15 protein-coding genes are annotated in these 15,248 nt (G+C 33.8%); 1 reads left to right on the forward strand and 14 read right to left on the reverse strand.

Translation table 11 applies throughout. From position 1 onward, the window contains the following. The first annotated feature begins 287 nt into the window (after positions 1-287). Complete coding sequence (locus tag IW18_RS21625; RefSeq protein WP_041520289.1) at positions 288-767, forward strand: regulatory protein RecX; 480 nt, start codon at positions 288-290, stop codon at positions 765-767. A gap of 57 nt (positions 768-824) precedes the next feature. Here the strand turns inward: IW18_RS21625 and IW18_RS21630 are convergent, their stop codons facing one another. The 14 genes from IW18_RS21630 to IW18_RS21695 all read right to left on the reverse strand — a co-directional run bounded on the left by IW18_RS21630 (position 825) and on the right by IW18_RS21695 (position 15,169). After that, the gene (locus tag IW18_RS21630; protein ID WP_041520290.1) at positions 825-1,991 is read right to left on the reverse strand and encodes a beta-ketoacyl synthase N-terminal-like domain-containing protein; all 1,167 of its coding nucleotides are present in this window, start codon (positions 1,989-1,991) and stop codon (positions 825-827) included. Between the two features lie 87 nt (positions 1,992-2,078). Then, positions 2,079-3,350: an adenosylmethionine--8-amino-7-oxononanoate transaminase gene (bioA, locus tag IW18_RS21635; RefSeq protein WP_041520291.1), complete on the reverse strand. Its 1,272-nt coding sequence runs from the start codon at positions 3,348-3,350 to the stop codon at positions 2,079-2,081. 100 nt (positions 3,351-3,450) lie between these two features. Continuing rightward, positions 3,451-4,068, reverse strand: a complete 618-nt coding sequence (gene bioD / locus IW18_RS21640) for a dethiobiotin synthase (protein WP_041520457.1) — start codon at positions 4,066-4,068, stop codon at positions 3,451-3,453. Between the two features lie 158 nt (positions 4,069-4,226). Further along, positions 4,227-4,841: a hypothetical protein gene (locus tag IW18_RS21645; RefSeq protein WP_041520292.1), complete on the reverse strand. Its 615-nt coding sequence runs from the start codon at positions 4,839-4,841 to the stop codon at positions 4,227-4,229. Then, entirely contained in the window at positions 4,831-5,334 is a 504-nt protein-coding gene (locus tag IW18_RS21650; RefSeq protein WP_041520293.1) for an RNA polymerase sigma factor, read from the reverse strand. The genes IW18_RS21645 and IW18_RS21650 overlap by 11 nt, the downstream gene beginning before the upstream one ends. A gap of 7 nt (positions 5,335-5,341) precedes the next feature. Beyond that, complete coding sequence (locus tag IW18_RS21655) at positions 5,342-6,205, reverse strand: TraB/GumN family protein (protein ID WP_041520294.1); 864 nt, start codon at positions 6,203-6,205, stop codon at positions 5,342-5,344. Positions 6,206-6,284: 79 nt separating this feature from the next. Further along, the gene (locus IW18_RS21660; protein WP_123902539.1) at positions 6,285-6,479 is read right to left on the reverse strand and encodes a hypothetical protein; all 195 of its coding nucleotides are present in this window, start codon (positions 6,477-6,479) and stop codon (positions 6,285-6,287) included. A gap of 52 nt (positions 6,480-6,531) precedes the next feature. Next, positions 6,532-6,726: a hypothetical protein gene (locus tag IW18_RS21665; protein WP_041520296.1), complete on the reverse strand. Its 195-nt coding sequence runs from the start codon at positions 6,724-6,726 to the stop codon at positions 6,532-6,534. 224 nt (positions 6,727-6,950) lie between these two features. After that, a complete protein-coding gene (locus IW18_RS21670; RefSeq protein WP_041520297.1) occupies positions 6,951-7,358 on the reverse strand; it encodes a putative signal transducing protein in 408 nt (135 codons plus the stop codon). A gap of 2 nt (positions 7,359-7,360) precedes the next feature. After that, complete coding sequence (locus IW18_RS21675; RefSeq protein WP_041520298.1) at positions 7,361-8,497, reverse strand: aminotransferase class I/II-fold pyridoxal phosphate-dependent enzyme; 1,137 nt, start codon at positions 8,495-8,497, stop codon at positions 7,361-7,363. A gap of 122 nt (positions 8,498-8,619) precedes the next feature. Further along, positions 8,620-8,901, reverse strand: coding sequence for a F0F1 ATP synthase subunit epsilon (locus IW18_RS21680; protein ID WP_041520299.1), 282 nt, complete (start codon positions 8,899-8,901; stop codon positions 8,620-8,622). Positions 8,902-8,951: 50 nt separating this feature from the next. Beyond that, positions 8,952-10,463, reverse strand: a complete 1,512-nt coding sequence (gene atpD / locus IW18_RS21685; protein WP_041520300.1) for a F0F1 ATP synthase subunit beta — start codon at positions 10,461-10,463, stop codon at positions 8,952-8,954. A 235-nt stretch (positions 10,464-10,698) separates the two neighbouring features. Further along, positions 10,699-12,264: an SGNH/GDSL hydrolase family protein gene (locus tag IW18_RS21690; protein WP_041520301.1), complete on the reverse strand. Its 1,566-nt coding sequence runs from the start codon at positions 12,262-12,264 to the stop codon at positions 10,699-10,701. Between the two features lie 73 nt (positions 12,265-12,337). Continuing rightward, positions 12,338-15,169 carry a TonB-dependent receptor gene (locus tag IW18_RS21695; RefSeq protein WP_041520302.1) on the reverse strand — a complete coding sequence of 944 codons (2,832 nt, stop codon included), beginning with the start codon at positions 15,167-15,169 and terminating at the stop codon, positions 12,338-12,340. Positions 15,170-15,248 lie beyond the last annotated feature (79 nt).

A 15,248-nucleotide genomic window follows, 5' to 3' on the forward strand; every position in this document is an offset into this window, starting at 1 on the left:
CTTTAAAATCATAAAAAAGCGAGTTTACGTTGATTTTTCTTAAAAAGTTAAAAAACAAAATTGAAGATTTGATTTGAAAAAACGAGACTTTTTCAAAAATTTTAATATTTTTTTGAGCATTCAAAATAACCTAAAAAGTGGCTCTGTTTTTCTAAGCAAAAAAAATGAAAATCATGCAAAAACTGACCCTTCTCGAAATTTAAATTTTAATAAAAAGATCAAAAAAATCCAGAATTCAATTCCAAATAATTATTTTTGGTTTTATAGAAAAGAAGAAAATAAACACCATGAATACAACTTGTACTCCAAAAGAAGCTTTACAAAAACTAGAACACTTTTGTGCGTATCAGGAACGTTGTCATGCCGAGGTAGTTTCGAAACTTTATAGCTTAAAAATGACTAGCGACGAAAGCGACAATATCGTAGTTCAACTGATTGAAGGTAATTTTTTAAACGAAACTCGGTTTGCTTGCAGTTTTGCAAGAGGAAAGCATAGAATTAAACATTGGGGCAAAATTAGAATCGTAAATGAGCTCAAAGCCAAACATATTTCATCGACAAATATTACATTGGCTTTAAAAGAAATCGATCCTGAAGAATACGAAACTACTTTTAATCAACTCGCTGAAAGATGCTGGAATAGTGTACAGGAGAAAAACATCTTAAAAAAGCGAAAAAAGTTCTGCGATTATATGCTGCGCAGAGGCTACGAAAGCAATTTCGTTTACGAGAAAGTAACTTTCTTAGAAAAAGCAGAAAACGATTAAATCTTCTCTTTCCTCAACTTTAAAAACCCTCAGGAACAATTACTCAAAATTGACGAATTATGGTTTTTCGATCAAAACACTAACTGCATTTCCGCCAAAACCAACTGCATTTATCAAAACTTTTTTAATCGATTTGGTTTGATTCTGTTTTGTACCAAAAGGCACTTCAATAAAAGTATCGTGCTGAATCATCAAAAGTGCTAATTCTAAACTTAAAATTCCAGAAGATCCAAAAGTGTGCCCAATCTTCCATTTATTGGTTGTTAATAAAGGTAATTTAGACCCAAAAACTTTTTCAATAGCGCGTAACTCAGTTAAATCACCTTTTATAGTTCCCGGAGCGTGCATTACGATGGCATCAACAGTTTCTAGATCTACATCTTTCAACGCCATTTTCATCGATTTTTGAAAACAAGTAGCTTCTGCCGAAATCGAAATATTATGCTCTAAAATCTCCGTTGCATAACCAACTCCTGTTACGTAAGCAATTGCATTTTCTTTTTCACCAGATTCTAAACAACAAACTGCTGCTCCCTCTCCTAAAATCATGGTGTTTTGCGTTTTATCAAAGTCAAAAGCAAGATTTGGCCAAGGCTCTTCTTCCTGATTAATTCGAGAATAGATTTTAAGAGCACGCATTTGAGCAATTGTAAAATCAGTTAAAGGAGCTTCACTTCCACCCACTAAAAACTTATCTGCCATTCCAGATTTTAACCATGCCACGCCATTTAACAACGCATGAAGCGCGGTTGAACATGTAATAGAATGTGAAATTTCAGGGCCAACACTTTGTAAATCATGCGCAATCCAAGAGGAAATATTACCCAAAGTAGTTGTTGGAGAAGCCAAAGTTTGAGCTTTTCCTGTATCGATATATTCTTTATAATGTTTTTCAAATAAATCTGTCGCACCACGCGATGAACCAATATTGATTCCAAAAACATCATCTGAATTCCATCTTGCTTGTTCAACTGCTTTTCGCGAAGCGGCTAAAGCAAATAAAACAGAACTATCTAAAAACTTATATTTTATATCTGATTCTCTAACTTCGGCAATAATCTGTTTTGATTCTTCGCTTAAAGCAGCAACCGAAGTTTCTTGTTGATCTAAAAATTGTCTTGTAAAGCAATGCTCATTATCAAGATATTTTTCCCAAACTGCATCAACATTATTGCCTAAAGGAGAAATAGAAGAAAAAGCGGTTATTGATATTTTAGTATTCAATGTTGTGGATTTTTGATCGCAAAGTTCGCAATTATTAGATTTAATTCAACCATATAAGTAATATAAGTACTTATATGATTGAAATGACTATACCATTTCTATGGCTTCTTCAATAATAGAATATACTTTTTGAAGTTGCTCATCCGTCATGATATAAGGTGGTAAAATGTAAACTATATTGCCTACCGGACGTAAAACAACGCCTTTATCAATAAAGAAATTATAAAGTTTAGTTCTCATTGAACCATAATAACTCTCTTCTGAATCTGATTTAATTTCAACTGCAAAAATAACACCCAGTGTTCTGGCAGTTATTACTTTTGAATGGTTTTCAATTTTTTTCTGAAAACTCAAATGGCTTTTATTTATCCTCTCGATATTCTCTTGCATTTCTGGCATCTGCAATAAATCTATACTTGCCAACGCAGCAGCACATCCTGTTGGATTTGCTGTAAAAGTATGTCCATGAAACAAGGCTTTATTGATATCATCATCATAAAAAGCATCAAAAACTTCTTGTGTAAAAGTTGTAATCGCCATTGGAATTGTTCCTCCGGTTAAAGCTTTCGACAAACAAATCATATCCGGTTGTTCAGAAACATAATCCATCGCAAAGGTTTTTCCAGTTTTACCAAAGCCCGTCATTACTTCATCGGCAATAGTTAGAACATTATTTCCTGCACAAATTTGTATCAATTTAGCTAATGCTTCAGGTTCATACATTACCATTCCCGCTGCACCTTGTACCAAAGGCTCAAAAATAAAACCGGCACAATTATAATTATCAATAACATTCTTTAGCGCCTCAAAACTCTCTTGTTCCTTTCCTTTCACCGGAACCGGAATTCGAACCACATCTATAAACATACCTTGAAAAGCCTGAGTATAAAATGAAATTCCGCTTGCCGCCATTGCTGCAAAAGTGTCACCGTGAAATGCATTTTCGAAAGCAATTATGGTCGTTCTTTTTTCATTTTTATTGAAAAAATACTGCAAAGCTACTTTTATTGCAACTTCCACTGCCGTTGAACCATTATCAGAGAAGAAAATCTTCTGTTGATTACCTGGCAAAATTTCAATAAGCTTTTCTGCAACTTTTATCGCAGGTTCATGCGTAAAACCTCCAAACAAAACGTGCTCTAAAGTCGTTAATTGTTTGTAAATCGCATCGGCAATAAATTTATTACTGTGTCCAAAAGGATTTACCCACCAAGATGCAATTGCATCAATATATTCCTTTCCGTTTTCATCCCAAAGTAGTGCGCCTTCTCCCTTTGAAATTGCAATTGGAGTTTGTGCTGTTTTATGTTGTGTATAAGGATGCCAAAGGTATTGGCTGTCTTTTTCAGTTAATGTCATGTTGTTTAGAATGTAGATATTAGAGCATAGAAAAAAGACTAAACTCTAGAATTTTGACAAAGATAAGAAAGTCTGTTTTCTTTACTCTATCTTCTTTCCTCTATAAATTAAGTAAGTTCTCTCGAAACAAATCAGCATATTCTTTAATAACGTTTTGATCGAAATAGGGTTCTTCATCAATTCTTCCAATACATTGAATTGCGGTTTTATTCAAGATCAAACTTTCTGTCGATTTGTTTTCGCTTCCGCTAAAGATAATTCCCGCAACTTCAAAGCCACGATTCCTAATTGCTTCAATAGTTAACAACGTATGATTGATACTTCCTAAATAATGTCTGGAAACTACAATTACTTTATAATCGGGCTGAATTAAATCGACAATTGTCTCGTTGTCGTTCAACGGAACAAAAATTCCGCCAGCACCTTCAATAACCAAATGATTTTCAGTTTTAGGCTCAATGATATTTTTAATATCAATTGTGATTCCATCAATTTCCGCAGCCAAATGTGGACTTGCGGGAGTGTTTAACTCATAAGCATTTGGAAAGAATTGGGATTTTGAATTTGAAATTTGAGATTTTACTTTATGTGTATCACTTAAGTATAAATCTCCAGCTTGAATAGGCTTCCAGTAATCTGCTTCTAAAGCTTCGACAATAATTGCTGAAGTTACTGTTTTACCAACATCTGTTGAAATTCCTGTTATAAATAATTTCATAGGCATTTGTTTCACAGAGATTCACAATAAAGAAAAAGATTCGCAAAATCCTTATTCAACTTTGCAGTTTTCTTAAAGAAGCTCTGGGCAATAATTTGTTTCTGCAAAAATACCAATAAAAACAAAACCCATCATTACGATGGGTTTATTGTTTTTTATTATTCTTCTTTTAGCTCGTCTATAACTTTCTTAATTTCTTTGGCAAACTTGCCATAAAACTTATGTACCCACCATTCTAAAGCAATTCCCATAAAAAGCATCGTAAAAACTACAATCGAAAATAAGGCCCCTAATTGATAATTCGTAAAATCGTTTGACAGAAAACTCGGAGCGTTAGAAAACTTTAAATACAGAAAACCTATTAAATAAAGTATTAAAAAAGGTGTCAAAGCAAATCCAAAAGTTTTGTACAACTCCATATTTAGCCTTATATCAAAGTACGTTTCGTATAAGCTGTCTTTTGTTTTTAGCGTTATTGAACTCAATCTCTTGTAAAAGAAATAGAATTTTGCCAAATAATAAATGCAAACAGCAACAAAAAGACTGAAAAGCAAATAATACAAAGTTGTCATTTTTGGAGGAAAATCATAAAACAATGGAATAAATCCCATAAAAATGATTGAAAAAACTTGATAAATAAATTCCTTTTTCAGATTTTTTCTAATTTTATCTAATGGCGTATTAGCTTCTTTTATTTTTTCTAAGTTACTTGGAAGAACGACATTATTTGTCTCCTCTTTATTCCAAGCGTTTTGTATATCGTTAAAATCCATATCCTTGATTTTTAATTATTTCTTTTAATTTTTCTTTTGCTCTATTTAATTTCACTCTGGCATTTCCCTCAGAAATTCCAAGATTATCCCCTATTTCTTTGTGTGAAAAACCCTCGAGTTGATAAAAAATAATTGCTTTATCTATTTTTTCCAGTTTCTGAACAGCTTTATAAAAATGATCAATCTGACTTTCTTTTATATCCGAGTCGCCTTCGTCATCCCTAATATTTTCTGAAGCAATTTCATATTTATCAACCTTTCGTTTTTCCTTCTTCAAGAAAACGATGGCGGTATTAACTGCTACACGATACATCCAGGTCGAAAACTGACTTTCATTTCTAAAAGAATCATACGATTTCCAAAGCTGACAAACAATCTCCTGAAACAAATCCTGCTGATCATCAGAGTTATCCATGTACATCTTAGAAACTTTATACAAAATCCCTTTATGCTTCTCGATCCTATTTAAAAATTCTTGCTCTTTTTCTTTCAAAACAATACTATTTCATTACTGGTTTTACTGTATATCCTGCTTTTTTCAATAAGTTAATCAATCCTAAATCACCCGCCAAATGTCCAGATCCAACTGCGACAAATAAGCTTTCTTTTTTCATCATTTCAGGTAAAGCTTTTACCCAATTTAAATTTCTTTCGTAAAGCATATATTTTTTTGCTTTATCGTTCATTACATTTTCTCCAGTTATAATTTTATATAAATCCTCTAATTTTTCTTGTTTATAAGCCACTACCATTTCATTCATTAATTCTGCATCAGACCCCTCCAGCATTGCAATCATTTCACTATCACTATAGGCATCTTCAACAGACTTGAATTGAGATTTTATGGTTTCTAATCCCTCAATTTGTTCCTTACGTTTGTTTGCACTTTCGATAAAATCCATTTCATAAAACTTCATATCGGTACAACCAAAGTTTTTGGATATGATCAAACTCATAACACTCATTAAACTAAAAGCATCAACTTGTTTAACGGTTATTCCACCTGATTTTTTCAATAATGCATCTAATTTAGACAATTGTTCCGGAGTTAATTTTTTGCTTAAAGGCTCCTTTCCCATTGCCATTTGCTGCATATCAGTCAATTCCTTTGGATCATTAAAATTAACCTCCAAAACTAATTTCTCAGAGGCATCAAATGCTTTCTTTGTTTTATCCGAAAGGAAATAATCTCCCGAACAAATCATATGAATTGTTCCATATAAATAAGAAGGTTTTGACAATCCGTTTCCTGATACTTCCCATAAAAGTGAATTTTCAAGTTTTGGAGATTTTGTCTGTGCTATGACAGTTCCACTAAAAACTAATGTAATTGCTACTATTGCTAATGTAAATAAATTTTTCATTTTGTTGATTGATTAATTGATTGATGATAATTTGATTGAATAACTTTGATTGATTGATTGATTGATGACTGAATTTAAATTATGATTTTCTATTTTTTTTTCTTTGCCAAGAGGCCAATGATGCAAAAAAAAGACAGATCATAATTAGAAGTAAATCTTTGTTTGGTTTGTCTAAAATAAACTGATTTACTAAGGCATATCCAAGTCCTGCAGAAGCTAAAGAGACAAATATGAAATTGAATATTTTTTCGCTAGTTGAAGTTGATGTTTTCATAATAGTTTGATTTTGGTTGTTATTATTGATTGATTTGATGATTAAAACTCCTTTATTCTTTACTGTATTCTTGCTTTTTTGAAGATGCAAAAGCAGAAATTAATAAACAAAGTATTACTACCGCAATATCCGGTTTAGGCTTTCCGTAAAAAATGTGACTTACTAAAGAATAACTTACCTGAACGGCAGTTAAGAAAATTAAAAGATTACAAATACCTCTTTTCGCTAAAGTTGATATATTTTTCATAATTATTTTGGTTTATTTGATTACGACTCGTAAGTAATCAAAGAATCAAAACGTTACAAAAAAAATTAAACTTTTTTAAAGAAGTGAGCAAACAAAGGTGTTAACGACAGTGTTTTTTTTGGTAGAGATGTAATTAAACCAAATTATCATCCTAAACGAAATCAAAGATATGCTAATTGGAATGGTCTTCGAGTTCGCTAAGCCTGACAACAATCGCATTAAAACTAGTTAAATTCAAACTTACATTTATTGCACTTGTATCTATGTTTTGAATAGAACGGCATCAAAACAAAGAGTAGTGAAAAGACAAAAGCTAAAAGTGATTTTGTGTCTTTTATTGAAGTTACCATTTCTATCTCTTCTGCACCACAATTTGGACATTTAATCAATTCATTGTTTTCATTAACAGAAAACTGACTGATATCTGATAGAATTTTATTTGCTTTTTCCAAATCATCACTCTTTACAAAGATCTTAACACCACCAACAGCATTACTCCAAATAGGGTTTGAATCTACCGTATTTATATCTCTTAAATACACTTCAACACCTTCGGATTCTAATTTACCACAAAAAATTTGAGCTTCAGATGAGTATTGATAACTTCTAACTAACTTAAAATTTTCGTCCATAATTAAAATATAAAGTTACCTAACAACTCCAAAACCTGATTAATTTGCTCTTCTGAATTATAACTATGAATACAAAACCGAAGACGCTCTTGTCCTTCTGGCACGGTTGGCGATAGTATTGGTTTAACATCAAAACCTTTGTCCTGTAGTTGTTGAGCCAATTGTTTTACATTTTCGTTACCTGGTACTATTGCCGATTGTATTGCTGATTTACTGCGAACAAACATTGGTTTCAAGCCCAATAAGTTTTTCTGTTGATTGAAAAATATAATATTCTGACGCAATCTTTCTATTGTCTCTTTTTCAATTACTAAGTGTTGATAGGCAACCAAAATTGTTGCTACAGAATGCGGAGACAATCCTGTTGTGTAAATAAAACTTCGAGCGAAGTTTACTAGATATTCTCTAAGTTCGGTACTTCCTAAAACAACTGCACCGTGACATCCTAAACCTTTACCAAAAGTCATAATTCGGGCAAAAATCCTATTGTGCAGTTGTAGATATTGCGCCAGACCTTCGCCTGCATCTCCAAAAACGCCTAAAGTATGCGCCTCATCAACTACTAAATAACAATTGTATTTTTCAGATAGAGTCACCAATTCTTCAAGATTTGGACTATCACCGTCCATAGAAAAAACGGTTTCGGTAACAATATAAATATTTGCGTCAGGGAATTTTAAAACAAGACGTTCTAAATCTTCAAAATCATTATGATTAAATTTATATGATTTTGCATTCGACATTATAATTCCGTCCCGAATTGAAGCGTGACTTAATTCATCATACAAAATAACATCATTTCGTTGCGGTACAGCGCTAAAAAATCCAACATTGGCATCGTAACCCGAATTAAATATTAAAGCTGATTCAGCCTCGTGAAACTCTGCTATAAAAATTTCAGCATTTTGATAAAGTAAATGATTTCCAGAAATTAATCTTGAACCTGTAGCACCATTTTGAATAACCTCATTTTCGATTAAATAATGATGTGCCTGCTTAAAAATAGCTTCGGATTTTGAAAAGCCTATATAATCATTTGAAGAAAAATCAATAAGATTATTAAAACTCGGCAATCGTCTTAACGAATTATTTTGCTTTCTGCTTTCAAGCTTTTGAATCAGGTTTTTTGGTAATTTCATAAAAACAAAGTTATGAAATTAAGGCTAAAATTATTTATAAGAGTAACTTTTACCTCAAAAGTTATCGCATAAAAAAAGCCAAACATTACTGTTTGGCTTTTTTAACTTATTTTAAAATTGTCTTAGTCAACTAAAACAATAATTTTATTGTCTTTCATCTCGATAGTACCTGACGTAATCTCTAATGTATAAGTCTGGTCGTTTACTTTCGTGAATTTACCCGCTACATCTTTAGAAAAATTGAAACTTGGCGCTGCAATTTTAATAGTTCCTTTTTCTAGAATAGAAACAATAGGAGCATGGTGATTCAATATTTGAAAGCTTCCATCAACTCCAGGCAATGTAACCGATGTTACTTCTCCTGAAAATAATTTTGCTTCTGGTGATACTATTTCTAAAATCATAATTTTATAATTGATAATTGATAATTGTCAATTGATAATTATCAATTGGATTATGCTTCAGCCAACATTTTTTCTCCAGCCTCGATTGCATCTTGAATAGAACCTTTCAAGTTGAAAGCAGCTTCTGGAAGGTGATCTAACTCACCATCGATAATCATGTTGAATCCTTTGATAGTATCTTTAATGTCAACCAAAACTCCAGGAATACCTGTAAATTGCTCCGCTACGTGGAAAGGTTGAGACAAGAAACGTTGAACACGACGTGCTCTAGATACTGACAATTTATCTTCTTCAGATAATTCTTCCATACCAAGAATCGCAATAATATCTTGCAATTGTTTGTATTTTTGAAGAATTTCTTTTACTCTTTGTGCACAGTCGTAGTGCTCATTTCCTAAAATTTGAGGAGTCAAAATTCTTGAAGTAGAATCTAACGGGTCAACCGCTGGATAAATACCTAACTCAGCAATTTTACGAGACAATACCGTTGTTGCATCTAAGTGAGCAAACGTTGTTGCTGGTGCAGGGTCAGTTAAGTCATCCGCAGGAACGTAAACCGCCTGTACAGATGTAATAGATCCTTTGTTTGTAGATGTAATACGCTCTTGCATAGCTCCCATCTCTGTTGCCAAAGTTGGTTGGTATCCTACTGCAGAAGGCATACGACCTAAAAGTGCTGATACTTCAGAACCTGCTTGTGTAAAACGGAAGATGTTATCAACGAAAAACAATACGTCTTTACCTTGATCAGTTCCTGCTCCATCACGGAAATACTCAGCGATAGATAATCCTGAAAGTGCTACACGTGCACGAGCTCCAGGAGGCTCATTCATTTGTCCGAAAACGAAAGTAGCTTTAGACTCTCTCATTCCTGGCATATCTACTTTAGATAAATCCCATCCTCCATTTTCCATAGAGTGCATGAAATCATCACCGTATTTAATAATTCCTGACTCTAACATCTCACGAAGTAAGTCATTTCCTTCACGTGTTCTTTCACCTACTCCTGCGAATACTGAAAGTCCACCGTGACCTTTTGCGATATTGTTGATTAACTCCTGAATCAATACTGTTTTACCAACACCTGCACCACCAAACAATCCAATTTTACCCCCTTTTGCGTAAGGCTCAATCAAATCGATTACTTTAATACCTGTGAATAAAACTTCTGATGAAGTTGATAAATCTTCGAATCTTGGAGCTGGTCTGTGAATAGACAATCCATTATCACCATCTTTAGGCAAGTTTCCTAAACCATCAATAGCATCACCAATTACATTAAACAAACGTCCGTAAACATCTGCACCAACTGGCATTTTAATTGGATTTCCTGTTCCAACTACCTCATATCCTCTTGACAAACCGTCTGTAGAGTCCATAGAAATGGTACGAACAGTGTTTTCACCAATGTGAGATTGTACTTCAAGAACTAATAAAGTTCCATCTTTTTTTGTGATTTCTAATGAATCATAAATTTTTGGAAGTTCAACATCTTTACCGTTGAAAACTACGTCTACTACTGGTCCAATGATTTGAGCAACTTTTCCTATTACTTTTGACATTACTTATGTATTTATTAAATAGCTATTTAGGTTTATCGAAAATACCTCTTTTTTCAGAGCGCAAAGATAATTTTTTAAAATATAAAATCAATTTTTTTTTATAAAAAATACTATTATTTTGTTTGATTCCTAAAAGCCAAGCCTCAAAAACCGAAAAAAGCATTTTTTAACAAAATAAAAAAAAGCCACAACATTTTAGAAACGTGTGACTTTCTTACTAAAAAAAATTGGCTTACTATAATGTTGCAGGATATAAAATTTGGTAATTACCCACATTCACTCCTTTAAGATTTGATCCAAATTTTGCGTTAATGGCCTCAATAAACTTATTTGCAATAAACGCATATCCTCTTGGTGAAGGATGAACTCCATCTAAAGAAAAAGTCCCTCCTGTTACAAAAGTAGAAGACATTGTAAAATTATTCGCCACTATTCCGCCATTGTCAATTTGGCTTAAGAATGCATTCGCATCTACAAAAGCAAGACCTTTAGAATCTGCAAGCGATTTTATAATTCCGTTAAATGCATCTGTTGCTGTTTTTAACTCTGTAATTTCCGTTGGAATTAACACATGTTTATCCTGAAGAGGGTATGTAATTCCAAAACTATTTAAAGGTGCCGGCGGCGCAGATCCCAATCCAGAATCAGCTGCAGTTGGCGCAGCACTGATAGCAGACTGCGTTGTTAAAAGAACTAAATCAGTCGCTGTTGCCTGACGCGCCTGCCCAAATACAGCACCATAAAAAGCCGCAGTCTGAGCTCCAAGGGTAGGCGTAAAAGCTGCCGTTAATTGCACTGACAAGTTAGGCAGAGACTCATCTTTTATCAATAAAGGATTTGCAGCGGTTGTTGACAATAAATTAATTCGGCTACCAGCACCAAAAGCGGTTAAAGCCTGTTTTAACGGACCGTACAACTGTGCATTAAGCGCATTTATTGTTGCTGTACCAACTGCAACATTACCTTTACCTATTGCAGAAGCCGTTAACGGATTATAAGGAACTGTCTTAAAAAACGGAATTGAAGTTACGTAAGGAATATTAGCCACAACTCCTTTTGCACCACCTGAAGTCAGTGTAGTAACAAGAGCAGCATAAGTTCCGTCAAAACCAACTCCTGGGGCTCCACTTGCAGGTGTAATAGGATTTGTACCATCACCTCCTGTTGTTGCATATCCCAAAACATCGTTGTTTCCTATCCATAAAGAAAAGAATGTAGGTGCTTGCCCCATAGCATAAGCCAAAACTGAAGTTGTTCCGTTTGGAGCAAAACGAACATAATAAGGATTTGCTGTTCCATTTGCCAAACCTGCAGCTGCACCATAAGTTGGAGACAACAAGTGAAAACTTTTTGCCCCAGGAACACCTGTATTATTATAAGGTCCAGCCGCAACAATTGCAGGATTAAAAACCTCTGTTGTCGGCGGCCCTGTTACAGGAACGGGTGCTGTACCATTAAAATACAATCTTGGACCAAAAGCAGGATTTACTTGTCCGGAAAAAAGCAAACCTCCCACATTGTCATTTGTATAAGGAATCTTAAAATCTCCACCACCAACAAGTTTAAATTGTTGCGCCATGATGTTTGTATAAGCCCCTTCCTGACCACGCTTAAAAAGCGCCCCATCACTAAAGCCTGATGTCAAAGAATTTCCTAATGCAACATATTTTGAAAAATTAGCAGTCCCAGCAGTCAAAGGCAATCCATCGGAAGAATCGATTACGGTTGCCGGAGAATCATCATTATTACAGGCTACAAAGGTCAACGAAACCAATAAAAGCCATTTGAAATTTTTTATCATAATTTGTATATTTTAAAATTATCACTTTCTAAAAAAAAGTAAATAACACATTTGTTTTATCTAAAAATCTCGATTACGGATTGATTGTCCATGAAGCAAAATACTGCTGACCAATTAATCCCGCTCCAATTACCTGAGTATACTCTTTACCTCCAATATTTGCCGCTCCTAATTTAAATACTGATTTTAATTTTGGCACTGCATAATTAATTTGTGCATCAATTACGGTTGCAGACTCAATCATACCATCAGCAAAATTTGACTCCCACATGTATTCGCTATTCCATCTTGCACTTACATTGAATCCTAAATTTTTAAATACTTTTTCATTTCCAATAGAGGCTTTAATTCTATGTTTTGGAGTATTAAATCCAGCTTCGAAACTTGGATCTTTTGCCTGATCAAAATCAAATTGTGCATAGTTATAATTTAATCCCAATTCAAAATCAGCGATTATTTTTCTAGAAAGTCCAATCCCAAATCCAAGAGAATGAATCTCTACATCTGAATTCGTATACAATTGATACGCTCTATACTCACCATTTTGAATTCCTCGAACTGACTGAAAACCTGGATCTGTTGGCCCAGCTGCAAGATTAGGATTATCTTGTGCCGTACCGTAGTAAGTAGAAATAACATTAAGATTTCCTATGAAATTATTATAAATATTATAGTAACCATTAATATCAACTGAAAATCCATTGATCACAGAACGATACCCTAATTCAAAAGCTTTTACTTCTTCTGGTTTAACATAATTAGCTGTTGCTTTTTTCAACAATGCAGCAGCTGCAATTGGATTACTTCCTGCCATTGCAGCAAAAGCAGTTACAGAGCTTGCTACATATGAATTATTATAAGCATCGACCCCTGTCATATCTTTTGTAGTTCTCCCGTTGCTATAAGCCTGTCCTTCTGTACTAAGATTAAAAGTCTCGCTAAATCTTGTTAAGTTATCAGGAGCAGAACCAATTAACACAGCGTTTCCGATATTGAAACCAATATACTGATCTTGTGTAGATGGATTTCTAAAACCTGTTTGAAAAGAAGCTCTGAAATTATGATTTTTCTTCTCTCCGCCTGAATACACAAGAGAAAGTCTTGGAGAAAAATTACCATCGAAGTTTTTAGATTTATCATAACGAATAGACCCCGTAAACTTCAATCTGTCATCCATGAATTTTTTCATCAATTGAGTATATGCCCCATATTCATTATAATTAATAGCTCCATTTGCATCAGTATAAATTCTACCATGAGAATTCAATTCATATAATCTAAATGATCCACCAACTTGAATTTCGGCAAACTTGATCATATCTTTAAAATTATAATTTGCATCTGAATGATAAATTCTAGAATTATCAACAAGTTTAGAACCTGTTAATACACTTTCATCATTGATTACCTGACCAAATGCATTTTTAAATTCTGCTGTTCCCGGCATAAAACGCCCGGTATCTGCAGTAGTCCTTGCAGCCGCATGAGCTTGTGCAGGAGTCGCACCTCCTAAAGTAGACTGAATGTACGCACCCGCATATTGACCAAACCAAGTTTTATCATCTTTCCATTTTCTATTTACATTAATCCCTGTAAATACCATATCGTAAGAATGCCCTCCATCTTCTGATGTAGTATATCCTCTCACAAAAAAGTTCTTTCCTTTAAATTCGATTTTATGCTGCTGCATTGCAAAATCGTTTAAGTAATATCTATTGGCACCTTGATATACCGCATTACCAAAACCAAATTTACTTTGCCAGATAATCTCTAATCTTTCATCTCCAAATGGCCTAACATGAAATGAAAAATCGATTTTAGTATTAGCCGCTTTATTATCCGTAAGATCGATTTCATTATAACCCGTTCTACTCACGTTTGTATTTGGCAATAAATTTACCGCTCCAGCCGGAATCAATCCCATTCCCGCCAATGTTTGACCAACGCCTTTTATATTTGTCGAAACTTCATCACCATAAACATTGATTCCGTCGTAATTTGGATTACTTCTATCAATTCCTGCAGTTGTTTTGTCTGCATAATTTGTAGCGTACCAATCAGTAGCTTGCATATAAGTAAAATTCGCTTTGGCAGCAAAATATTTGTTAAAAGCATGAGCAAATCTCATCCCAAAATCATAGTAATTATTGGTACCTGCAGCCTCTTGAGAAGTTTGACCCATTTTAAAATAAACCGAAACTCCTTGATAATTAAACGGACTTTTACTGTTCATAAATAAAATTCCATTAAAAGCATTTGCCCCATACAAAGCAGATGATGCTCCAGGCAACAATTCTACACTTTGCACATCAATCTCAGAAACTCCAATCATATTTCCTAACACAAAGTTCAACAGAGGAGACGAATTATCCATACCATCTACTAATTGCATAAAACGAGTATTTGCTACTGTAGCAAAACCTCTTGTGTTTATAGATTTAAAAGACATACTACTGGTATTCATCTGAACCTCTTTTAAATTCTCTAAACCATCATAAAAAGATGGCGAAGCAGTTTTTTTGATGTCCTGAATTCCCATTCGCTCAATAGTAACTGGCGATTCCAAAATACGTTCCGGAGTTCTTGAAGCAGATACCACAATCTCATCGAGTTTGTTCTCTTCGTCTTTTAAAACAACATCAACCTTTTGATTTGCCGTAGTAATATTTACAGTTTTCGATGTAAATCCCTCAAACGACACCTTAATAGTAAAAGGCAATTTAGCTGAAGTTGTCAACTTAAATGTACCATCAAAGTCGGACGAGACACCGCTTTGACCTCCCACAACACTAATATTAGCACCAGGAATAGATTGTTTGTTACCGTCAGTAACAGAACCAGTAATTGTATTCTGCGCAAAGGAAATTCCGCTGAAAAACAACATAATTAGCAAATACACTCTCATTTGGGTTAGTTTTAGGTTAGTTTATCTAGCCAAAATACAAATATTTTTGATATTGCTAAAAAATTGTTAAAAAAAATAA

Origin of the sequence: Flavobacterium hibernum (assembly GCF_000832125.1) — a bacterium.
Taxonomy (GTDB): domain Bacteria; phylum Bacteroidota; class Bacteroidia; order Flavobacteriales; family Flavobacteriaceae; genus Flavobacterium; species Flavobacterium hibernum.